The sequence below is a fragment of the Blastocatellia bacterium genome, from assembly GCA_035275065.1.
GTDB lineage: Bacteria > Acidobacteriota > Blastocatellia > UBA7656 > UBA7656 > DATENM01.
In genome coordinates this window covers 45,915-67,500 of record DATENM010000066.1, presented here as the reverse complement: position 1 = coordinate 67,500, position 21,586 = coordinate 45,915, and the positions used below count along the sequence as shown (strand labels likewise).

At 62.5% G+C, this 21,586-nt stretch carries 15 protein-coding genes; 7 read left to right on the top strand and 8 right to left on the bottom strand.

Features of this window, described 5'->3' with window-relative positions; all coding sequences use genetic code 11:
• Positions 1 to 7: 7 nt before the first annotated feature.
• The 3 genes from VJ464_16595 to VJ464_16585 all read right to left on the bottom strand — a co-directional run bounded on the left by VJ464_16595 (position 8) and on the right by VJ464_16585 (position 3,953).
• A complete protein-coding gene (locus VJ464_16595; protein HKQ06755.1) occupies positions 8 to 883 on the bottom strand; it encodes a nitrilase-related carbon-nitrogen hydrolase in 876 nt (291 codons plus the stop codon).
• 23 nt (positions 884 to 906) lie between these two features.
• Entirely contained in the window at positions 907 to 3,069 is a 2,163-nt protein-coding gene (locus VJ464_16590; GenBank protein HKQ06754.1) for a tetratricopeptide repeat protein, read from the bottom strand.
• A gap of 107 nt (positions 3,070 to 3,176) precedes the next feature.
• Positions 3,177 to 3,953 carry a hypothetical protein gene (locus tag VJ464_16585; GenBank protein HKQ06753.1) on the bottom strand — a complete coding sequence of 259 codons (777 nt, stop codon included), beginning with the start codon at positions 3,951 to 3,953 and terminating at the stop codon, positions 3,177 to 3,179.
• Positions 3,954 to 4,610: 657 nt separating this feature from the next.
• On the opposite strand from VJ464_16585, the gene VJ464_16580 reads away from it, so the two are divergent.
• Together VJ464_16580 and VJ464_16575 are read left to right on the top strand one after the other, a co-directional pair.
• On the top strand, positions 4,611 to 5,093 hold the full coding sequence (locus VJ464_16580) for a hypothetical protein (GenBank protein HKQ06752.1): 483 nt from the start codon (positions 4,611 to 4,613) through the stop codon (positions 5,091 to 5,093).
• Positions 5,093 to 5,563 (top strand): hypothetical protein, encoded by a 471-nt coding sequence (locus VJ464_16575; GenBank protein ID HKQ06751.1) that lies wholly within the window; start codon positions 5,093 to 5,095, stop codon positions 5,561 to 5,563. The genes VJ464_16580 and VJ464_16575 overlap by 1 nt, the downstream gene beginning before the upstream one ends.
• On the opposite strand, the gene VJ464_16570 is transcribed toward VJ464_16575, so the two are convergent.
• Positions 5,564 to 6,646 (bottom strand): copper-binding protein, encoded by a 1,083-nt coding sequence (locus VJ464_16570; protein ID HKQ06750.1) that lies wholly within the window; start codon positions 6,644 to 6,646, stop codon positions 5,564 to 5,566.
• Positions 6,647 to 6,847: 201 nt separating this feature from the next.
• On the bottom strand, positions 6,848 to 8,209 hold the full coding sequence (locus VJ464_16565) for a L,D-transpeptidase (protein HKQ06749.1): 1,362 nt from the start codon (positions 8,207 to 8,209) through the stop codon (positions 6,848 to 6,850).
• Between the two features lie 299 nt (positions 8,210 to 8,508).
• Between VJ464_16565 and VJ464_16560 the strand changes: the two genes are divergently transcribed.
• Both VJ464_16560 and VJ464_16555 read left to right on the top strand, forming a co-directional pair.
• Positions 8,509 to 9,498, top strand: coding sequence for an aldolase/citrate lyase family protein (locus VJ464_16560; protein ID HKQ06748.1), 990 nt, complete (start codon positions 8,509 to 8,511; stop codon positions 9,496 to 9,498).
• A 14-nt stretch (positions 9,499 to 9,512) separates the two neighbouring features.
• The gene (locus VJ464_16555) at positions 9,513 to 10,646 is read left to right on the top strand and encodes a MaoC family dehydratase (GenBank protein ID HKQ06747.1); all 1,134 of its coding nucleotides are present in this window, start codon (positions 9,513 to 9,515) and stop codon (positions 10,644 to 10,646) included.
• Between the two features lie 20 nt (positions 10,647 to 10,666).
• On the opposite strand, the gene VJ464_16550 is transcribed toward VJ464_16555, so the two are convergent.
• Both VJ464_16550 and VJ464_16545 read right to left on the bottom strand, forming a co-directional pair.
• A complete protein-coding gene (locus VJ464_16550) occupies positions 10,667 to 11,566 on the bottom strand; it encodes an alpha/beta fold hydrolase (protein HKQ06746.1) in 900 nt (299 codons plus the stop codon).
• Positions 11,567 to 11,657: 91 nt separating this feature from the next.
• Positions 11,658 to 12,272, bottom strand: coding sequence for a phosphoribosyltransferase family protein (locus VJ464_16545; GenBank protein ID HKQ06745.1), 615 nt, complete (start codon positions 12,270 to 12,272; stop codon positions 11,658 to 11,660).
• 478 nt (positions 12,273 to 12,750) lie between these two features.
• Here VJ464_16545 and VJ464_16540 point away from each other — a divergent pair, with 478 nt between their 5' ends.
• Both VJ464_16540 and VJ464_16535 read left to right on the top strand, forming a co-directional pair.
• The gene (locus tag VJ464_16540) at positions 12,751 to 17,538 is read left to right on the top strand and encodes a C25 family cysteine peptidase (GenBank protein HKQ06744.1); all 4,788 of its coding nucleotides are present in this window, start codon (positions 12,751 to 12,753) and stop codon (positions 17,536 to 17,538) included.
• A 248-nt stretch (positions 17,539 to 17,786) separates the two neighbouring features.
• Entirely contained in the window at positions 17,787 to 18,206 is a 420-nt protein-coding gene (locus VJ464_16535; protein HKQ06743.1) for a thioesterase family protein, read from the top strand.
• Here VJ464_16535 and VJ464_16530 read toward each other — a convergent pair whose 3' ends face one another.
• Positions 18,207 to 18,836: a hypothetical protein gene (locus VJ464_16530; protein ID HKQ06742.1), complete on the bottom strand. Its 630-nt coding sequence runs from the start codon at positions 18,834 to 18,836 to the stop codon at positions 18,207 to 18,209.
• A 152-nt stretch (positions 18,837 to 18,988) separates the two neighbouring features.
• Between VJ464_16530 and VJ464_16525 the strand changes: the two genes are divergently transcribed.
• Positions 18,989 to 21,553 (top strand): SUMF1/EgtB/PvdO family nonheme iron enzyme, encoded by a 2,565-nt coding sequence (locus VJ464_16525; GenBank protein ID HKQ06741.1) that lies wholly within the window; start codon positions 18,989 to 18,991, stop codon positions 21,551 to 21,553.
• The last annotated feature ends 33 nt before the right edge of the window (positions 21,554 to 21,586 follow it).

Sequence of the window (21,586 nt, the reverse complement as noted above, 5' to 3'; positions counted from 1 at the left end):
GGCCCGCTCAGGCTTTGTTGCTGCTGAGCGGGCCGTACATATCGGGCCTACGGTCGCGGTAGAATTGCCAGTGGGTACGCACTTCTTTAATCTCGTCCAGGTCAAGGTCGGCGACAATCAGCTCGTCGCGGTCTTCGCTGCCTTTCGCCAGGATGCGCCCATCAGGATTCGCGAAGTAGGACGAGCCGAAGAACTCGCCGATGTTCCAGGGCGCTTCCCGCCCGACGCGGTTGATCGTGCCGACGAAATAGCCGTTGGCCACCGCATGGGCGCGCTGCTCCAATTCCCATAAGTAATCCGCATGACCTTTCGTCGTTGCCGACGGGATGAAGACAATCTCGGCGCCGTTCAGCCCCAGCGCCCGCGCGCCTTCGGGAAAGTGGCGGTCATAGCAAATGTAGACGCCGATGCGCGCATACTTGGTTTCGAAGGTCGGGAAGCCGAGATTGCCCGGCGTGAAGTAGAACTTCTCCCAGAAGCCCGGCAGACAATGCGGGATGTGCGTCTTGCGGTACTTGCCCAGATAGCTGCCGTCCGCATCAATGACCGCCGCGGTGTTGTAATAAACGCCGGTCATCTCTTCTTCATAAATCGGCACGACCATCGCCATGCGGTGTGTGCGCGCCAGCTCTTGCATCAGCCGCGTCGTCGGGCCGCCGGGGATGCGCTCGGTCAGGTCGTACCAGTGCGGGTTCTGCTCCGCACAAAAGTATGGGCCGTAGAATAGCTCTTGCAGGCAGATGATCTGCACGCCCTGGCGCGCGGCGTCTTCGATCATCGCGACATGCTTATCGATCATGGCCTGCTTGATTTTTTCAAGCGGGCTTTCAACAGGCTCGTTGTTGGCGGCCTGGATGAGTCCGCATCGCACGATTCGCGGCATAGTCGGTTCTCCTTGTGTTCGTATTAAAGCTTCGCCAGGTGCTCGCGCGCCGTGTTGGTATAGGCGTCCGCGGGCGCGACTTCGATGGCGCGCTGATAATTCTGCCGCGCCTGCGCTTTATCGCCTTTGCCTTCATAGCACAGTCCAAGCGCCGTGTAGACCAGGCGGTGTTGCGGCTCGCGGCGCGTCAACTGGTTGAAGGTCGTGATGGCTTCGTCGTAGCGACCCAGCCGGTAATACACATCGCCGAGCGCGTAAAGCATGATCGGATGGTCGGGCGCGTAACGCTGCGCCGTGACCAGTTGATCGAGCGCCTCTTTGTAGCGCCCTTGCTTGGTCAGCAGCACGCCAAGATTGATGCGCGGCTCCGGGTAGCTCGGCTTATAAGCGAGCGTTTCGCTGTAGGCTTGCTCGGCCTGTTGCGCCTTGCCCTGATTGTCGTAGACCCAGCCGAGGTTGTAACGCGCATCGGTCTTCGACGGCTCGATCTCAAGCGCTTTCAATAGCGCCTGCTCGGCTTCAGGCAAGCGCCCCTGCGCGGTGTAGACGACGCCGAGATTATAGTGCGTGTCGGCATACGGCGCGCCCGCGGCGATGGCTTTCAAATACATCTTTTCGGCGTCGTCGAGCCTGCCCTGCATGCGGTAAACGTCGCCGAGGTTCGAGAGCGAGTCATAGTAGTTCGGCTCGTCATTCAACGCTTCAAGGTAAGCCCGCTCGGCGTCCGTGTAACGCTGCTGCTCGAAGGCGTAAGCGCCGATGTAGTTGTGCATGAAGGGCCAGCGCGGCGTCACGCGCAGGGCGTTATCGGTCATCGCCGCTTCGCTCTGCCACGTCAGGTTTTGATTAAAAGTCAGCACGAACAGCGCCAGCGCCGCGACCGCGATTGCGCCGGCAAAGATTTGCCGCCGCCGCGCTGCCGACCGCGACGCCAGCCAGTCAATCGCCATCGCCATCAGGATGCAAAAGCCGACCGACGGCAGGTACAAATAGCGGTCGTGCAGCAACGATTCCTGCGGGCGAAAGGCTTTCAGGTTGAGCACCGGCAGAATGAAGAGAATCGTCAAGGCCAGCGCCCGCCGGCCCGTCGCCGAACGGCGCACCAGCCACACGGCAGCGCCGAGCCCTGCTGCGACCGCCAGCGCCGCGCCCCAGAAGCGCGGGTCGGCGGCGGATTCGACATACTTGTTGCCATAGACCACGGCCAGCGGGTAGGGCGCAAACAGCATCCGCGCATAACCGAGCAGCACCGAGGGAATCGTCAGCAAAACATTCAACTGCGTAAACTGCGCGGAGGTCACGTCGTCTTGCCGCACGAACCCAAGCACCAGGTAGCGCAGAACGATGTAGAGCACGATCACCGCAAAGTAAGGCGCGGCGCGCCGCACGGCCTGTACCGCTGCCTTGACCAGCGGCTCGCCCGGTGCGCGATCAAGCAGCTCGCGGGCGGCGAGGAAAAGCGGGAAGACGATGGCCACCTCTTTGCTCAACATGGCGCAGAAAGCCAGAAGGATGCTGAAGCCGAGCGTCACCTTGCTGCGGCGCTCGCCGTGATAATGCCGCTCGTAAAGCAGCAGCGCCGAGATCATAAAGACGGCGGCCAGCGGGTCGGGCAGCGCCGCGATCCAGGCGACCGATTCGCTGTGCGCCGGGTGTAAGCCGAATAACAGAGCCGCGGCAAGCGCCGTCTCGCGGCCGAGCGACCACTGCCGCGCCAGCCGGTAGACCAGCAAGACGACGCCCAGATGAACCAGCAGCGAGAAGAGATGCCAGCCGAAGCTTTGCAATCCGAAGAAGGCGTAGTTGAGGATCAGCGCGATGTTGAAGAGCGGGCGATAATATGGGCCGGCGGCGGCTTTGTCGGCTTCGTTGAGGAACTGCCAGACGCTCTGCACGAACATGCGGGGAATGTTCGAGAGCCGCGTGATCGTCGGGTTGCGGACAATTTGCAGGCGGTCGTCATAGACGAACTGGCCGTCGAGCGAGTTGAAAAAAGCGAATGCCGTGATCAGCAGCACACCGCCCAGTAGCAGCCACTCCTGGCGCTGCTGCCGTTTGCTTTCAAAGGCGCGCTCGCGGCGCGCTTGCCGCGCGGAGGTTGGCTTTGGCTGCGCCACGTCAGCAGTCGGCGCGGCAACCGACGGCGCGACCGACGGCTTCTTCTTTTTCTTGTGGGTCTGAGCCATTTCCTACTGCCCTGTAGCGCAATCTGTTAGATTGCGTGAGCCAATGCGCAATCTAACAGATTGCGCTACTCCCGAATGAAATCCACTAAGGGTTTCCTTTACCGAAGTCATTGCCAGCGCATGAGGTGCGAGATCACCGCCACCGCCTGCGGGTCGTCGGGGAACAGCACCGGCAAATCCTTGGTGCGCACGGTGCGGTCACCGACGCGTCGCACCATCGCTTTGACCGGACAGCCGCAGGCGCTATAGACGAAGGTCACTTCGCGCTCGGCGCCATCCGGCCAGACGTCTTTGACAAGCTGCGGGCGACCGTTGATGCCGGCATCGAGCACCGACGGCGGATTTTTCGAGCCGTCAACCAGAAAGGTCTTACCGGTGCCGGTGCCATCATCGATCATGATGGTCAGGTTCTTCTGCTTGCCGCCTTCGCTGCTCGGCATGATGCGCGCACGCCATAGCACGCGGCCCGTCGGCTTGAAGACCAGCTCGGCTAGCCCTGGCTTTTCGCTGCTGACATGCATGGAGATGTGCAGCTTGCCGTCGGGCGTCGGCTCGCCGTAGGCGTCAAGCACGGCGAAGGTGCGACCGACGCCATCATCCGGTCGGTAACGGCGCTCGATCTGCGCCAGGCCCTGCGGGATCGAAGGCACAGGCTTGCCGAGGTCGAGCTCTTCGGTGACCATCACGGCTTTGTTGACTTCCATGGTGGCCGTTTCCGGCTCGCCGCCCTGCGCCGGTGGCGTCGCAGGCGCAGGCGTCGCGGGCGCGGCGGGGGTTACAGGCGCGGCGTTCTTGAGCGCGCTGTTGTCGTTCGGCTTTGAGTTGCAGGCGACGACTGCCACCAGCAGCAGGGCAAACGTAATGAAACGAAATCTTTGATTCATGTCGAATGACAACCTGATATTTTGGAGTTGTTCTCGGAGCGAAGAATAGTAGCAAACGCACGCGCGGCGCGGCAACAGAAGGAATTTGAACCGCCAGGACGCCAAGAACGCCAAGAAGACCTTCGTGTCCTCTTGGCGTTCTTGGCGTCCTGGCGGTTGATCTACTTGCTTTCTGCGGTCAGTGTTAAGGCCAGCGCCATCGCCCCCCAGTTCGTTGCCGCCGCGACAGCAGTGCCGAGGCCTGAATCAACGTCCGGCGATCCGCGCCCGCCGCCAGCATCTCAAGACACTTCGCGCAACCCGCCCGGTTGGTATTCATTAGCGCCAGAACCCCGGCGCTCCGCACATCTGCGCCACGCTCGATCAGCAGGCGCAGAAGCGCTTCATCGCTGGTGCGCGCCGCCTCCGACAGCACTGTCTGGTAGCCGTTCGGCGCCGGCGACCGGGGCAGGGTGATGATACTGTCTGCGTGCGAATGCGCCCTATCTGCGGAGCGTCCAGCTTATCCCAACCGGCGACCCGAGTCAACCGGTGGGCATGACTATCAATGACGCGCCGATGATCGCAGCGCGGGACAGGGCAGTTGTGGACGGCGACATGACATAGAAAACGACGATGACTTATAATCCCTGCATCTTGATTCAGAGGGTTAATTGCATGAAGTTGAAATGGGCCATTCTTTTTACCGCTCTTCTGCTGGCCATCGCCGTGCCGCAAGCCGGCGCGCAAACTGAGCGCACGCTTGCAGGCGAATGGATCATGGTCTCGTCGCCGATTGACGGCCAGAACTTTTCGCGCCTCGGCAACTCGCTCGGCTTCCCTGACCGCGACATGGTCTTTACCCAGGAAGGCGGCCTGCGCAACGGCGTCGTCTTGCGCGAAGACGTCGGCGCCAACGTCCGCCCGCTCGGCTCGTGGCGCGTGATGGGCAACCGCTTCAGCGCCGCCTTTCAATTATGGTGCCCGGTCGCCGACGGTGCGTGCGGCTCGGTCATCATGCGCGGCCAGTTCCTGACGGACTCCACGGTCAAAGGCACGATGACGGTCTTTTTCGACCAGCCGGATGAAGGACGCCCGACAGGCTATGACACCTGGGTCTTTTCCTTCAGGGGCAGCCGCAAGGCGGAAGGGAGCAACTGATGCGCGGCAGAATTCACCAGTTACTCAGAGGCGCTGCGGCGGTCATGCTTTTGCTGCTGCTCGCAGGGATCAACGTACAGGCGGGTGGTAAGAACTTTGAGGGCCGCTGGCTGTTGACGATCACCATCCCCGAATCGCCGACGAGCAATAGCAAGCGGACGATTACGGTCACGGTTGAGGCCAGCCCGCGCGGCGACAGCCTGAACGGGCGGCTGACGGCCACTGACGACAACAACCGCACGGTGAGCGGCGCATGGCGGCAGGTCGGCAAGCAGGTTTCGATCACCTACGAATTGCCCTGCGCCGATGACGGCAGCACCGTGTGTGCGTCACTGGTCATGCTTGGCAAGGTCAAAGGCGAGTTCGTCAAGAAGGGCAAGGTCATCGTGATGTGGGACACGCAGAGCGACACCAACCCGGCGCTCTACGACACGGCGAACGGCAGCTTCAACGGCGAGCGCCTGCCCTGACTAGCGCTTGCGAAGCTCGATAATCACCAGCCCGTGAGGCATCTCTTCGACGGTAAAGCTGACGCGGTCGCCCGGCGCAATCTGCTCTAGCAGCGCCGGGCTTTTCACTTCAAACGGCATGCTCATGGCCGGCATCAAGTCCTTGATGTCTTCGTGATTGATCTCGACGGTGGTGCGCGGCCCGTTGATCGATTCAACGACGCCGACGCCGTAATAGACTTTTGCGCCGCTCGCCGCCGCCTTGATGCCCTGCAAATCAGCGACGATTTCGGCGGGCTGCCAGTCGTTGCCGCGATAGAGCTTCACCAGTCGGCCATCGGGCGCGATCACCGCCGTGCGCAGCGAGTGGACGATCTGCCCGCCTTCCGGCCAGTACTGTAAGCCGAACCCCGTCGCGACTTTCTTCACCTCGTCCGGCTTGCCGGTCGCAAACCTCCAGTGGCTGAAGTCTGTCGCGCCCATGTACTTTGCGCCGTACTCGCGCAGCACTTTCGGCGTGTCGTATTCGGGGTCAACGGTGACGCTGAGGAGGCGTGTCGCGTCATAGAGCGCGGCGTCGTCTTTGAGCGCCCGGCTGATTGCGGCAAAGTGATTCGTCATCAATGGGCAGTAATCCGGCACAGGGCAGCGCGTGTAGATGAAGGTGACGACCAGCGCCCGGCCACGATAATCGCCGAGCGTGATCCGTTTTCCGTCTTGATCGGTCAGCGTGAAATCGGGCACCGCCGCGCCCGGCTGCGGCTCGGGGTTGCTGGCGGGCGCGGCGTTGTCGGTCGTCTCCTGCGTGATGAGGACGTCTTCGAGCCACGAGCGCAAGCCGTCAACCACCAGCGTCGCTTGAATGCGATTGCCCGGCTGGGCCTGATCAAGCACCCAGTTGTCTTTGGGCTTGAACGGCATGGCCATCGCTTCCATGTAACCGGGAATCTCTTGATGCGCGATGGTCACAGTTTCGCCGCGCCGGTCAATGCTGACGACTGTGCCTTTTAACTCGTACCGCTGCGCGTTGCCGGCGCGGTGACTGCATCCGGCAAGCGCAAGAATGATGATCGAGACAAGCAGAAGAATGCCGTGGCGATTCATAGGCGTTGAGATTCAATTCTGTCTTAACCGGGCGCGGGCGACAAATCAAATCGCGGGGCGAAAGCATAACATCCGTGAGGGGGATTCAACACAAAGACACGGCGACACGGCGACGCGGTGAAAGGAAGACAAGCTATTAGCCTCTGTCTCTTTCCCTCTCCGCGTCGCCGTGTCGCCGTGTTTTTCTTTCTTCTTTACCGGCTATCGGCGGCGGGCGTGGCGCGAGCTGCCGGCTGCCGGCTGCCGCTTGGCGACTTTCGACTGGCTGGTCAGCGGCTCCATCTTGCCGGCGGCGAGCGCATTGCCTGATGACAGATCGCTGACGTTAACGGCGAACAGCTGGTTGGCGTTGGCGCGGTCGAGCATCTGCTTGAGCGTCGCGTCGTCGAGCCGCGCCGCGTCAACCCCGGAGCTTTGCAGCTCGGCGCGCAGGTTCTCGACCGTGTTGGTGTTGCGGCCGTAAACGTCCGGGTAGATGCGCAGCACGCCGCCTTCGATCACCTGCGTGTCATAGTTGATATCAACCGGCAGCGGCGGGCTGAGTTTGCCGATCAGGCGGTCGGTGTTGTTCTTAGTCTGCTCGATCTTCTCCCGCGACACCGGCCAGCCGCGCGCTTCCATGATCTTTTCGGTCAAATCATAAAGATCGCTTTGCAGCATGCGAACGCAGCCGTGCGAGACCAGATGGCCGAGATCGCCGGGCCCCTTCGCCTGATGAATCAGGAAGGCGTCGCCGAGCGGGACTTTGACTTTGCCGAGCGGGTTGCGCGGGTCGTCGGCGTCAATGTGCTCGCCGGGCTCGACGTCGCTGTGCGATTCTTCGACCCAGTCGCTGTCGGGCGGCACCCATTCGGGATTCCAGATGATCTGCGTGGCGCGGCGCATGCCGATGGCCAGCGGGAATTCTTTGCGCCCGACGCCGATCTCATAGGTCTTCACCTCTTTGCCGTTCTGCCAGAGGGTCAAGCGAAACGCCGGCACGTCAACCGTGATCTTGATGTCCGGTTGATTCTCGACCAGCGCGGCGGTTTGAATCTTGCCGTTGGTGTACTTGTCTTCGCGCTCCGACTCGTCGGCGTGCGCCGCGTCTTTGGCCAGGGCTTCGGCGATGGCGGCGTTGTCGGCGGACGACAGCTGAATCGGCTTCGTCTGTTTCTTCGAGCCGTCGCTGTAAGTGACTTCGGCCCAGACCTCGCCGGCGAAATCGGGCGACATCTTGATCTGTGTCGTGAATGCCCCCTCGGCGTTGTTGGTCGCCGGGCTCTTCTTCAACGCCACGACGTGGTCGCCGGCATCAACCGGGCGGTAGAGGACGCGCGACGATTTAGCGCCGAGCGCCGTGATGTTGAGCGTCACCGTGTCGCCAGTGGCAACCAGCCAGTTGCTCTCGCCTTGCTTGACCGGCGTGGCTTCAATAGCCGGCTCCTGCTTGCCGGTCGCTGCCGTTTGCGATGGCGGCGACTGGTTCGAGTTACTCGCAGGCATCGGCCCGCAGGCTTGTATCGAGAGCGCCGCGAGAACCGTGGCGATCAAGGCAAGGAGCTTTTTGGATGAATAAACCATTCTCAGTCCTCCTGAAAGTGACAAGACACCTGCCCCGTCCATGTTTACAACTCGAATGCCACACCTCGACAGCCCAACGTCGCGCCGAATCAGCGAACATAGGCCTATCTGGCCGGCAGCCGGCGCACCGCATCCGTACGCGCACGTTTGCAAAGCGAACATGGCCAATTTTTTTGGAGTGCTGTGACTTGTCACCGCTTTTTGATAGCGCCGACAAGTCGGCGCACTCCAAACAAGCCTTCTTACGCGGCTTCTGCTACAATCCACGGCGCAACCCCGCTCACAGACAGGAGAGACGCATGATTGAACTGGAGCCGCGCTACCTCGTACAGATGGCGCACCTGACGACGCCTGCGACCGTCTGGAAGTATGTCGAAGGCGCGGCGACGCGCTCGCAAGCCAACCTCGTGATGCTCGACCTTGAAGACTCAATCCCGCGCGATAATCCTGAGCTGCTTGAACAGGGGCGCGCCAACATCATTCGCGCTTTCAACGAGCTGGACTGGGGCCGCCGCTTGCGCTTCTTCCGCCCGCGCGGCGTCGAGCTGGACCCGGCGCACGAAGACGTCGCGGTGATCGTCGAGCATGCCGGCGCGAAGCTTGACGGCTTGATCTATCCGAAGATCGAAGACGCCGACGAAGTGCGCTCGATTGACGCGGCGCTCACGGCGCTTGAGCAGCGCTACGGCCTGCCGGCGGGCCGCATCCGCATCGAAGCGTTGATCGAATCGGCGCGCGCCGAAGAGAATGTATTTAAAATCGCCTTCGCCTCGAAGCGCCTGGTCGGCCTGGTGCTGGGCACCTATGATTACTGGGCGAGCCTGGGATTGCGAGGGTCGAGTTATCGCTACGACCACCCGCTCATCGATCAGGTGCGCGGGCGGGTAGTGAAGGCGGCAGCCGCCGCCGGCATTCCGGCCATCGCCGAGATGACGACCAACTACCCGACGCGCGACAAGAGTGAAACCGAGCGCCGCGCCGCCCTCGAAGAGTTTCGCCGCGATGCGCTCTACGCCCGCGACTTCGGCTTTGCCGGCAAGTGGACGGGCATCCCCGAGCAGACCGCGATGGCGGTCGAGATTTTCCAGGTTCCCGACGACGAGATCAGCCGCGCCATTGAAGAGGCCCGCCGATTTTTAGAAGCCGAGGCCGAGGGGCGCGGCGCTGTGATGATTGAGGGCCGTATGGCCGACCGCGCCACAGACCGCGTCAACCGCAACACCCTGAAGATGGCTTACGCGCTCTCGCGCATTGACGAGGCGATGGCGCGCGAGCTGCGCTTGATTTGAAGCAAAGGAACGGTATGAGCAGAGAGGAAAAACCGCCGCGCGTGATCGAGCCGCAGTATGGGCGCAAGCTCGACGATTTCAAAGTCGGCGAGGTCTATCAGCACCCGTGGGAAGTGACGATTGATGAAGGCATGATGGCGATGTTCGCGGCGTCGTTCCTCGATGCCAACCCGCTCTATTCGAGCCGCCGCTTTGCCCGCGATCTCGGCTTCCGCGACCGCGTCGTCCACCCGCTGCTGCTCTTGAACCTGGCGCTCAGCTTCACTGTGCATGACGTGTCGGAGCAGGCCATCGCGCATCTCGCGTACATGGATTTGAAATTCCCGCACGCCGCGCACGCGGGCGACACGCTCTCGGCGTCGTCCGAAGTGCTAGGCGCGCGACTTTCGGCGTCGCGTCCCGGTCGCGGCATCATTCACGTTCGCACGACCGGGGTTAATCAAGACGGCTTGCCGCTGGTCTACTTCGAGCGCAAGGCGCTGATCCCCACCGGCACGCTCGCAGACCGCGCACACCCGCCGCACAGTCATGCGGCGACCAACCCGCCGCGCGCCAGCGGCCCGCTCAGTCAGCCGCCGCAGGCGATGAAAGAGCCGCTACCGAAAGAGCTGGCCCTGATGATTCGCGCGCCGCGCTGGGCGGGCCGCCCGGCGGGACTCTTTGAAGATTTTCACGCCGGCGATGTGATTCTACACAGCGGCGGTCGCACCGTCGGTCACAGCGAGCATATGCAACTGACGATGCTGACGCGCAACAGCCACCCGCTGCATTTCGATGAAGTCTATTCGCGTGAGCGCAGCTTTGCCCGTACTCGTGTGGTCGAAGGCGGCCTGGTCTTCGCGTGGGCGGCCAGCCTGGCGAGCCGCGACACGTCGGCCAACGCCTTATGGGAGCTTGGTTATGATCGCGGCAGCCACCCGAACCCTGTGCTGGGCGGCGACACGATCTATGCCGCCTCGCGGGTCACCGACACACGCGATCACAGCGCGCGCGCCGGCGTCGTCAGGTTCCACCTGGTCGGTGTGAAGAATCGGCGACCCGCCGCCCTCATCAAAGACGGCGTGGATTTATTCACTGACAGCTTCGACGAAAAAGTCTTCGAGATCGAGCGCGCCGTGCTGCTACCCAAGCGGGCCTTCTTAAGCTAAAGCCAAAACCGCGGGGCGCTCTATTTGTTGGCCATCTCGCCGCTCAGGAACTTCATGACGGCGGCGTTGAACTCGGCGGCCTTTTCGAGCTGCGGCACATGGCCGCATTTATCAAGGACTACCAGCTCTGAGCCGGCAATCTCTTTCTTGAAGCGCTCGGCCATCCACATTGGCGTCAACTGGTCTTCCCTGCCCCAGAGGATCAGCGTCGGTTGCTTGATGCCGCCCAGCCGCCCGTCCAGCACGTCTTCACCATGAGCAATCGAATCGATGAAGCGCTGAATGGTGTAGCCGTCGCCCGCCGTGACGCGTCGGGTTAGCATCGTGTCAACCGCTATGTCGCTGCTGAGTGCCTTGTTGTAGAAGATCATCGAGAGGATGGTCTTCGCCTGCTCGCGGGTCGAAGGGTTCAGCGCGCTCAGCGTGCGCGGGTCAAAGTCTTTCGGCATGGCAAAGCCCGCGGCATCGACGAGCACCAGGCGGTCTACTTTTTCCGGGTGCGCCAGCGCGTAAGCCGCCGCCGTAAACCCGCCGAGCGAATTGCCGACCAGCGAAGCGCGCTCGATGCCGACTTGCTTCATGAAGCCGTCGAGGAAATCGACCAGCGTGGCGACGCGGTAATTGAGCATCGGCTTGTCCGAGCGCCCGAAGCCGATCTGGTCGGGGACGATGACGCGGAACTTCGCCGCCAGCGGCGCTACGGTCGTCGCCCAGTTCGAGGAGTCGCCGCCGAGCCCGTGCAGCAGAATCACCGCCGGGCCGCTGCCGGATTCCAGGTAATGAATCTTGGCGCCGTAGACGGTCGCCGTCTTATCGGCAGGCTGGGCCGCGGCCTGCGCGAAAGTTGTAACGGAGGCTACAAAAAGCAGCGCCGTAAGCAGCGCCTGCCGTCTCAGTGAGCGCGTCCAGAGTTTCTGCATAACATTTACCTTTCCGAGAGGTGATGGGTGTTGGGGAAGAAAGCGCCGCGTGATCTGGCCTGACACCCGACACCCGGCACCCGGCACCCAATCAGTACCAGACTTTTTCAATCGGCTGGTTCGCCTTACAGCTCGGGCAATCGCCGGGCGAGTGGAACTGCGTGTCAACGTTGAGCAGCGAATAATAGGGGATGCCGCCGGTATCGATATGCGCGTCTTTGAACTGCACCAGCGAGCCGATGGCGACGACTTCGGCGCCGACTTCCTTGATCAACGCCAGCATCTCGGTGATGACGCGGCCCGAGCGCACGATGTCGTCAACCAGGATGCATTTGATGCCGCGGGCGTCGAGGTACTGGCGGAAGTGGTAGCGTCTTTCGGTCTTTTCGGCCCAGAAAATCTGGTCGGCGTTGAGCGCGGCGCGGATGCCGAAGGCGACCGGGATGCCGCCCGCTGCCGGCGCGACGATGGCGCAACTGGGCAGCGCCGCCAATACTTCGGGCTCGCGGCGCAGCAAGCGCGACAGCGCGACATTGAGGACGCGGGCGTTGTCGTGATAGCGCATCGCCAGCGGCATCTGAAAGTAATGCGTCGAATGAAAGCCTGTGGGAAACTCGAAGTGGCCTTCGCGCAACGCGCCGGTCTGTTTCAACAGCGCCTCGACCTGATCGGCGGAAGGGATGAGTTGCGGTTTGGGAACGAGCATACGACCTCCTGTTGAGCCGTCGAACGCCCGTATGGTGTAAGGTCTGGATGACGTTCGCGCTCTGAAATGCAATGCAATGCCACCGACTGCATTGAAGCCGCATTATAGGGTCTCGCCGTGGCGGATTCAAGAAATCCGGCAACCATCGCGGCGTCTGCTGTCGCCACGCTTGACCTGTCCTCAACCTTGAAATAAAATTTCTTCGTCCGGTTGAGCAATTCTTCATGACCCCTGAAGCGCAATGAGGCGTAACCCACGAGCTTTGTAAAAGCTGGCGGCGATCACCCCCTCAGTGTGCCGAAGGGGCATAAAGAGAGCGCCAGGCGCGCTCAACAGGGTTGTAGTAGCGCCCCTATCTTAATAAGTGGAATTTTAATCAGGCTCCTGTTCTAAGCACCTCCCTACTTAGCACATGGCGACACGCGCCGAAGGCTGCGGCGGCAAGGCGGCAGCTTTGGAAACGAAAGGATTGTAGATCATGAGGAGCAAACCGGGGCGCACCCTGCCGCCCGCTTCGTCAACGACCGCGAAAGCGCTGGCCCGGCGGCTGGCCGCCGCCCTTTGCCTGATTGCTTTGATCGTCGGCGCTATGTGGCTGCGGGCGGCGCGACTGAATCGGCATGATGCGGCAGCCGTAACCCAATTGCCGGCAACCGGCGTGGCGGAACAATCGCCGCCCGCCGCGCAAGCCGCTGCACCGGCGGCAAGCGACGCCAGGCCAACGGCTGTGGCTACGATGAAGCCACAGGCCGGCCCGCAAACCGGCGCGCGGGTCATCTCGAAGCGCGTCAAGCTGCGACTTCGCGCCATCACGCCGGCTGCGGTTGCGCTCAAAGATGACGCGCCGGACGCTCAGCCTCCGGCGGCTAAAATAGAAACCGCGGGCGCTGAAGTTGACCCCTTGCCGTTGCGGCTGATGACGCCCGCCGTGACGCCTTTCAACGTGACGCCGCCCGCGCCCGTCGCGCCCGCCACGTCCATATCAACGGTTGAGCCGAGCCTGATTGCCGAGCGCGAAGCGTCTGCCCGCGAAGTGTTTGCCGATGACGAATCCAAAGAACCGCATGCGGGCGCGGCGGGCGGACGCCGCATGCACCGCGCCAATGGCGCACAGGAGTCCGGGCAATCATCGCAAGCCGCGCAGGGCGAGCGCGTCGCCGCGCAAGGCGAGCGCCCCAGCGGCCCCGAAGTCGTCCAGATGGTCGGGCCGGTATCACAAGACCTCGACCTCAGGCAACTGGCCAACATTCCCGGAAAGGGCGAGGAAGACGAGGTGCGCCGGACGCGTCACCCGATGGTGCCGAATCAGCAGGCTCAGGGCATGGATGACCCTGAGCTGACGTTCAGGCCGCAAGCGCTTTCGAGCATGCCTGCGACATCTGTGTCGTTTGATGGAATAAACCAATTCAATAGCTCTTGCGCTTGTCTGCCGCCGGACACCCACGGCGATGTCGGGCCGAATCATTACATCCTTTCCGTCAACTCATCGATTCAAATCTACAACAAGAGTGGCACGACGCTGTCCGGGCCGACGAACTTCAATTCATTCTTTTCGGCGCTCGGAACCAGCACCCCCTGCGGCAACAATCAGAATGAAGGCGATGGCTTCATCCTGTATGACCATATCGCCAACCGCTGGGTGATCAGCGATTTTGCCTTCACTGGGAGCGGCAGCGTCAATTATCAATGCGTTGGCGTGTCGAAGACCGCCGACCCGGTTTCGGGGGGCTGGTGGTTATACGCGGTACAGGTTGATCCATCAAATCCGACATGGCTCGGCGATTATCCGAAGTTCGGATTGTGGCCCGATGCTTACTACTTCTCGGTGAATCTGTTCGATCAGAACGATGATTTCCAGGGCGTGCGCGTCTACGCGCTCAACCGCAGCCAGATGATTAATGGCACGGGCGCGCCCGCAGCCGGTGCGGTCGCCTTCACGATCTTGCCGGCGGCTCTGGGCGATACCTACAGCCTGGTGCCGGCGACCTTCCGCACCGGCAGCACACCACCGGCAGGCGCGGCTGAATACTTTATGGCAATCGATAGCCCGGCAACCGGGGGCACGATTCTAAATAAAGTCTACACCTGGCGCTTCCATGTTGACTTTGCGACCCCTGCGAATTCCACTTTAGGGGTCGGGGCAACGCACACGCCGAACGGCACGACGACCGTCGACAACTTCGTTGACGCCTTCACCTCGACCAGCTCTCTTGTGCCGCAGAATGGCACGAGCCAGAAGCTCGACACGCTCGGCGACAAGCTGATGACGCCGCTGGTCTATCACAACCTGCTCGGCGTCGAATCGCTGTGGGCATCGCACACCATTAACAACAATCAGAACGGCACCGGCCCGACGGCCATACGTTGGTATCAGTTCAACGTCACCGGCGGCACGATTCCCGCAACGCCGCTGCAACAGCAGACCTTCAACAACGGCGCTGACGGCTTGTGGCGCTTCATGCCGAGCATTGCCGTTGATGCCCTCGGCAATATGTCTATCGGCTATATGACGTCGAGCAGCACGACCGAGCCGAGCATCACATACGCCGGACGATTGGTCTCCGATCCGCTGAACACGCTCGGGCAGGGCGAAGCGCAGCTTATCGCCGGCGGCGGCCACCAGACCAGCGCAAGCGGGCGCTGGGGCGATTACAGCTCCTTGAGCATTGACCCGTCCGACAATTGCACCTTCTGGCATGCCAACGAATACTACTCAGCGACCAGCACCTCGTCGTGGAAAACCCGCGTCGGGGCGTTCAAGTTCCCCACCTGTTCGGGCGGCACACAGGCGAAGGTGAAGACCTTTAACGCCAGCCGCGCCGCCGACGGGCGCGTCCTGTTGCAGTGGAACTCGTCTGTCGAAGTAGATAACCTCGGCTACCATGTCTACCGCGAGCAGAATGGCGTCCGCACGCGGATCACGCCGCAACTGGTCGGCGGCTCGGCGCTGCTGGTCGGGCCGGGCAAGTCTTTGCTGTCAGGTCACTCGTATAGCTGGGCCGACACGCCGCCGGCGGGTGCGGCGCGCTATTGGCTCGAAGACGTTGATCTGAATGGCAAGAGCACATGGCACGGGCCGTTCGTCGCGACCGCCACGCCGGCCAAGAATTCGGCAGCCGGCCTCGGCCAATCGCTGATGCTGAGCCAGCTCGGGCTGCGCGAATCGATGCTCGTTAGCGGCACCATTTCGCAGGCTGCCGTCAATGCCGCGCCGCTCGCGCCGCTCACGCCCGTGGCCTTGAAAGCGCAGTCGGCGCTGGCCGCACGGCCGGCGGTGAAGATGGCCATCAAGCAGGAAGGCTTCTATCGCGTCACGCAAGCGGAACTGGTCGCGGCGGGGCTCGACCCGCGCGTTGATCCGCGCTCCTTGCAATTGTTCGTTGACGGCGTCGAGCAGCCCATCAAGGTGCGCGGCGAGCAGGATGGGCGCTTTGACGCGGGCGACGCTATTGAATTTTATGCGACGGGGCTCGATGTCGCTTCGACAGACACGCGCGTCTACTGGCTGGCCGCCGGCGACGCGATGGGCAAGCGCATCAATACCGCCGTCGCCAAAGGCAAGCCGGCGGTGGCGAGTGATTTCCCTTACACGATTGAGCGCAAAGACCGCAGCGTCTATTTCACCGTGCTGCGAAACGGCGAGGGCGAGAACTTCTTTGGCGCGACGGTGTCGGGCCAGCCGCTCGACCAGTCGTTGTGGGTTCAGCATCTGGCGGCAAAGAAGAACGACACGGCCACCGTCGAGGTGTCATTGCAAGGTCTGACGCATCTGCCGCACACGGTCGCCCTGCAACTGAACGGCGCGGAGATCGGCACACTCGATTTCACCGGCCAGTCCGCCGGTAAAACGAGCCTGGCCATCCCCGCATCGTTGCTCAAAGAGGGCGAAAATCATGTGCAACTGGTGGCGCGCGGCGGACCGAGTGATGTCAGTCTGCTAGACGCTATTCGCATCACCTATCCGCACAGCTTCGTAGCCGACAACAACGCTTTACGGCTGACGGCGCAGGGTGGCCAGCAAGTCAGCATCGCGGGCTTCACGGGCGCGGCGGTGCGGCTGATTGACGTCACCGACGCGAACGCCGTGCAGGAGATTCAAGGCGCGGTCAGCGGCGGCAAAGGCGGCTATGCGATCACGGCGGCGGTTCCGGGCGCGGGCGAGCGGCGGTTGCTGGCGCTCAGTGATTCGCAGATCAAGAAGCCTGTGACCACCACCGCCAATCAACCTTCGAGGTGGCGGCGCGCGGCGAACGGCGCGGACCTGTTGATCTTCACGCGACGCGACTTTGCGGCGGCCTTACAGCCGCTCGTCGCCTTGAGGCAGAGCCAGGGGCTGAGCGTCGCGGTCGTTGACGTCGAAGACGTCTATGACGAATTCAGCTTCGGCAACAAGACGCCGCAAGCCTTGAAGGACTTCGTCAGCTACGCGGCAAGCCACTGGAAGCAGGCGCCGCGTTTCCTCTTGCTTGCCGGCAGCGCCAGCTATGACGCGCGCAACTATCTCGGCTTCGGCGACAGCGATGTGGTGCCGACCAAGCTCATCGATACGGCAGAGATGGAGACCGCCAGCGACGACTGGTTTGCCGACATCGCCGATGACGGGCTGGCGCGGCTGGCCGTCGGCCGTCTGCCGGCGCGCACGCCTACGGAAGCGGCGGCGCTCGTCGCCAAGATCATCGCCTATGAGCATTCCAGCCCGGCGCGGGAAGCGACACTGGTGGCCGACGCCAACGATGGCTTTAACTTTGAGACGGCGGCGCGGCAGCTTGCGACATTGATGCCCGATACACTGAAGGTCAACCAGATCGCCCGCGGCGCCGGCGACAGCACGGCTCGCGGCGAACTGCTGGCGGCGCTTAGTCGCGGGCAGAAGGTGGTCAATTATGTCGGTCACGGCAACGTCAACCTGTGGCGCGGCGACCTGCTGACGAACGAAGACGCCAGCCGTTTGACGAACGCCGATCACCTGCCGCTGTTTGTGATGATGACCTGCTTGAATGGCTACTTCATAGACCCGGCGCTCGACAGCCTGGGCGGCAGTCTCTTGAAAGCCGAGCGCGGTGGCGCGGTGGCGGTGTGGGCGTCGTCAGGCATCACAGGCCCGGCAGACCAGGCGCAGATGAACCAGCAGCTCTATCGCTTGCTGTTCGGCGATGCCGGACTGCGAATGGGCGAAGCGGTGACGAAAGCCAAAGCCGCCATCAGCGACCGGGACGTGCGCCGCACCTGGATACTGCTCGGCGACCCGACGATGAAGCTGCGTTGATGTAACCGCGGTCAGCCCTGAAAGGGCTACAGTCCATAGCCGTGGGCAACGCCCACGGAACAAAGGCCGGAAGATTCCCGACTCTGAAAGGGTCGCCGTGGCCGCAGACAGCGACCCCTTCAGGGTCGGACTGGTTTTCGACGTTGACCGTTGGCGTTGCCACCGGCTATTGATTCCCGGTGGCGTTGCCACCGGCTATTGACTTCATCCCCTCCGGGGATAGCGAAGACGCATTCTCAGAAACAGCAATGGGCAAGAAGTTCACAATCACCGAGCCTGTGCGCTGGTCGGACATTGATCGCGCAGGGATTATCTACTATGGCCAGTTCCTGCGCTTTTTCGAGATTGCCGAAACCGAGCTGTTCCGCGCCGTCGGCCTGCCCTACTCGGTTGTCTTTGACCGGCTGGACATCTGGCTGCCGCGCGTCCAGATTCACTTCGACTTTCGCAAGCCGCTCCTTCTCGACGACCTGATCGACGTCTCGGCCTACGTCGCCCGCCTCGGCAACAAGTCGCTGACCCTGCGCTTCGAGGTGAACAAGCAGGGCGAGAACGACCTGGTCGCCGAAGGCCACGTTGTTCTCGCCTGCGTTTCGCGCTCGACTTTCAAATCGGTCTTCGTGCCCGCCGAAGTCATCGAAGCCCTGCGCCCCTACCTCGCCGAATGACTAGGGCGCTACGGGGCGCTGGCGGACGCCGCGGCTTTGCACGTTGTCAGAGAAGAGGACGTGCCCGCCGGCGTCAAGGACTTCAAACACCGCGTGACCGGTAAAGCGATCCGGGTTCGCTCCCACAGAGATGGCGTGGCGGAAGCCGATCTTACCAAAGGGCGCTAAATCCTCCGTATACGAATAGCCAAAGTAAGAGGTGATGAACTGTGTGCCGCCGACGTATTGCCACGAGCCCTGCTCAGGCAGCGTCGGGTTGGGAGGCGTGAACGAGAATTCGCTGGCATGGATGACCGATCCCTCACCGTCGGCGGGGCCGGGGAAGACTTGCAGCGTAGATTTCACCTCTGAGCCATCACTGAAGGTTATGATGACATCCCAGGTGCCGATCAGCGCCTGTCGCTTGGGGAAGGCGGCCTGTGGGCCGACCTCTTTCATAATGGACGGTTCCGTGGTCAGGGACGCCGCTTCGACCGGCTCGACCGCTTGCCGGTGCTGGCCGGAAGCGATTTCCGCGAAGATGCGCTTCTTGAGTTCAGCCGCGCCGCCGGTCTGCGCCTGGGCGCTGACGGCGGAGAGGATCACCAGGGCGGTGAAGATGAGCGTTGAAAAGATTCTGTGTGCTTTCATTATCGTTCTCCTTCTTCTGTTTGAAATATGGACTTTGCCATCCGACAGGTCGGGACTATAATCGAGGCCACTCCTGGGGTAATGATGGCGGCCTGTTGAATCCGTGATTTTTCCCTGCCGCGTAGTACCGGCGTGACGATTCGGTGACGGTTATGGCAACCCCTAAACAGGATGGCCCGATGACTTACGCTTTCGACGACGTGGTGGTGGACCGTGAGAGCTTTCGTGTGCTGAAAGCGGGCGAGAGCCGCGCCCTTGAGCCGCGCGCCTTCGACCTGCTGCTCTACCTGATTGACCATCGCGGGCGCGTCATCGACAAGCAGGAGCTGTTCGAGCAGGTCTGGAAGCAGGCGTTCGTCACCGATAATGCCCTGACGCGGGCGATCAAAGAGATTCGCCGCGTCATCGGCGACAACGCCAGCGCGCCGCGCTACATCGAGACCCTGCCCAAGCGCGGCTATCGCTTCATCGCCGAAATTAAATCGGCAAACGAGCCGGCGGCAGATTCCGGGCAGGCCACCGGGCGCAGGCCGGAAGAGGTCGCCGCGGGAAGAAAGCGCCTGATGCCGCGGCAGGCCGCGCTGCTTGCCGCCGCTGTGATGATTCTCGCGGCGGCAGCCGTCTGGTTTTTCATCGCCGCCGCCAATCGCCGCTGGGCGAGGGCGCAGGTGCCGCGCATCGCGCAACTGGCACAGGAGCGGAAATCGTTTGAAGCTTTCGACCTGGCCGTAAAAGCGCTGGCGTATTTGCCGGGCGACGTGGGCCTCGTGGCGCTGCTGCCGGAAATCTCCGATACGATTACGGTGACGACCGAGCCGGCGGGCGCGCGCGTCTACCTCAAGCGATATGCGCCGGACGCCACGGGCGGGTTTCCGCCGCGCCAGTTGATGGGCACGACACCCATCGAAAACCTGAGAATCGCGCGCGGCGATTACATCCTCACCATCGATAAAGACGGCTACGCCCCGGCAGAGCGCACCATCTCAACGGCGTTGAGCCGGTTTGGAAACTCGGTCGCGCCCGTCTCATCCCTGCTCAATCGCATGCGAGAAACGGAAGAAGAGGTCGCGGAGCCATCCGTCATCAAGCAGACGCTGGTCGAAGCCGACCGCGTCCCGCCGCGCATGGTCATGATCCCCGGCGGCAGTTACCGGCTAGTCGGCTGGGGGAAGCCGACCGAGGCGCTCGTCCGGCTCGACGATTACCTGATTGATAAATACGAAGTGACCAACAGCGAGTACAAAGCCTTCGTTGACGCCGGCGGTTATCTCAAGAAGCAATATTGGCAGCCGCCGTTCATCAAAGAGGGGCGCGCGATTTCCTGGGAAGAGGCGATGCGCGGGCTGAAAGACCGCACAGCGATGGCCGGGCCGCGCGGCTGGGCCGGGCAGACTTTCCCCGAAGGCAAGGCCGAGCACCCGGTCACAGACATCACCTGGCACGAAGCCGCCGCCTACGCCGCCTGGCGCGGCAAGCGGCTGCCGACGATCTTTGAATGGGAGAAGGCGGCGCGCGACGGCCTCTTCACTCACTCGACGCCGATCACCATGCCCTGGGGGCCGGTTGACACGGGGCAATCAGCCGAAGGGCGGGCAAATTTCAAAAGCGACGGCGCGGTGCCGGTTGACCGCTTCGAGTTCGGCATGAGTCCGTACGGCTGCTACCAGATGGCGGGCAATGTTTCCGAGTGGTGCCGGAACGAAACCGGCGAAGGGTTCATGACAGCGGGCGGCTCGTGGGGCGACCTCTCCTACCTGTTCGGCTATGTCGGGGCGTTCCCCGGTGTCTACAGCGCCGGCACGCTCGGCTTCCGTTGCGCCATGAATGCCGGCGAAGCGGCGGGCGATCAAGGCGCGATGCGCATCGAAAGCGCCGGCCAGGTCCCGGCTTACGCGCCGAGCGGCGACGCCGATTTCAAGAGCCGGCTGAGCCATTACCGCTACGACAAAACGCCGCTCGCGGCGGAGGTCGTCGAGGTGAAGGAGACGCCGGAATGGCGACGCGAGCGGATCACGTATGCGGGCGCAGGTGACGAGCGCGTCATCGCCTACCTCTACCTGCCGAAGAATTTTCGCCCGCCATTTCAGGTGATCCAATTCGTCCCCGCGGGCGACGTCTATGGCCGATACATTACCATCTCGGAATCGGTCGAGATGATTCTGACGCCGCTCATCAAATCGGGCCGCGCCGTCTTCGCCGTGGTCTTCAAAGGGTTCAAGGAGCGGGAGCGGCCGCCGGATTACAAAGAGACGCCCTACGCCTCCGTCCGATGGCGCGACGTGATGGTTGGCCGTTCGACCGACCTCGCCCGCGGCCTCGACTACCTGGAGACGCGGGGCGAGGTTGACGCCAGTCGGGTGGCGTATTACGGCTACAGCGCGGGCGCGGAGGACGGCTTGATTCTCGCGGCGGTCGAGCCTCGCTATCGCGCGGTGGTGCTGGTCGCCGGCGGGCTGCCGCGCGATTGCAAGCAGCGGATCGCCGAAGCCAACCCGGCGAACTTCGCGCCGCACATCCGCGCGCCGAAGCTCATGCTCAACGGTCGCTACGACGAAGCCTACCAGTTCAAGACGGAGATCGAGCCGCTGTATAAATTGCTGCGCGAGCCGAAGCGACTGGAAGTGTACGACGCCGGGCACACGCCGCCGATTGAAACGGCGGTGCCGGTCGTCAACCGGTGGCTCGATGAAACGCTCGGCCCCGTGAAAGTTGATTGATCGCTGCCCACGGCGCATGGTCGCGGTTGCATC

Excerpts from the sequence above, each read along its gene's own strand:
- VJ464_16570 (HKQ06750.1), bottom strand. The coding sequence starts at position 6,646 with ATGAATCGCCACGGCATTCTTCTGCTTGTCTCGATCATCATTCTTGCG.
- VJ464_16555 (HKQ06747.1), top strand. The coding sequence starts at position 9,513 with ATGAGCAGAGAGGAAAAACCGCCGCGCGTGATCGAGCCGCAGTATGGG.
- VJ464_16560 (HKQ06748.1), top strand. The coding sequence starts at position 8,509 with ATGATTGAACTGGAGCCGCGCTACCTCGTACAGATGGCGCACCTGACG.
- VJ464_16585 (HKQ06753.1), bottom strand. The coding sequence starts at position 3,953 with ATGAATCAAAGATTTCGTTTCATTACGTTTGCCCTGCTGCTGGTGGCA.
- VJ464_16580 (HKQ06752.1), top strand. The coding sequence starts at position 4,611 with ATGAAGTTGAAATGGGCCATTCTTTTTACCGCTCTTCTGCTGGCCATC.
- VJ464_16535 (HKQ06743.1), top strand. The coding sequence starts at position 17,787 with ATGGGCAAGAAGTTCACAATCACCGAGCCTGTGCGCTGGTCGGACATT.
- VJ464_16565 (HKQ06749.1), bottom strand. The coding sequence starts at position 8,209 with ATGGTTTATTCATCCAAAAAGCTCCTTGCCTTGATCGCCACGGTTCTC.
- VJ464_16550 (HKQ06746.1), bottom strand. The coding sequence starts at position 11,566 with ATGCAGAAACTCTGGACGCGCTCACTGAGACGGCAGGCGCTGCTTACG.
- VJ464_16595 (HKQ06755.1), bottom strand. The coding sequence starts at position 883 with ATGCCGCGAATCGTGCGATGCGGACTCATCCAGGCCGCCAACAACGAG.
- VJ464_16525 (HKQ06741.1), top strand. The coding sequence starts at position 18,989 with ATGGCAACCCCTAAACAGGATGGCCCGATGACTTACGCTTTCGACGAC.
- VJ464_16545 (HKQ06745.1), bottom strand. The coding sequence starts at position 12,272 with ATGCTCGTTCCCAAACCGCAACTCATCCCTTCCGCCGATCAGGTCGAG.
- VJ464_16530 (HKQ06742.1), bottom strand. The coding sequence starts at position 18,836 with ATGAAAGCACACAGAATCTTTTCAACGCTCATCTTCACCGCCCTGGTG.
- VJ464_16590 (HKQ06754.1), bottom strand. The coding sequence starts at position 3,069 with ATGGCTCAGACCCACAAGAAAAAGAAGAAGCCGTCGGTCGCGCCGTCG.
- VJ464_16575 (HKQ06751.1), top strand. The coding sequence starts at position 5,093 with ATGCGCGGCAGAATTCACCAGTTACTCAGAGGCGCTGCGGCGGTCATG.
- VJ464_16540 (HKQ06744.1), top strand. The coding sequence starts at position 12,751 with ATGAGGAGCAAACCGGGGCGCACCCTGCCGCCCGCTTCGTCAACGACC.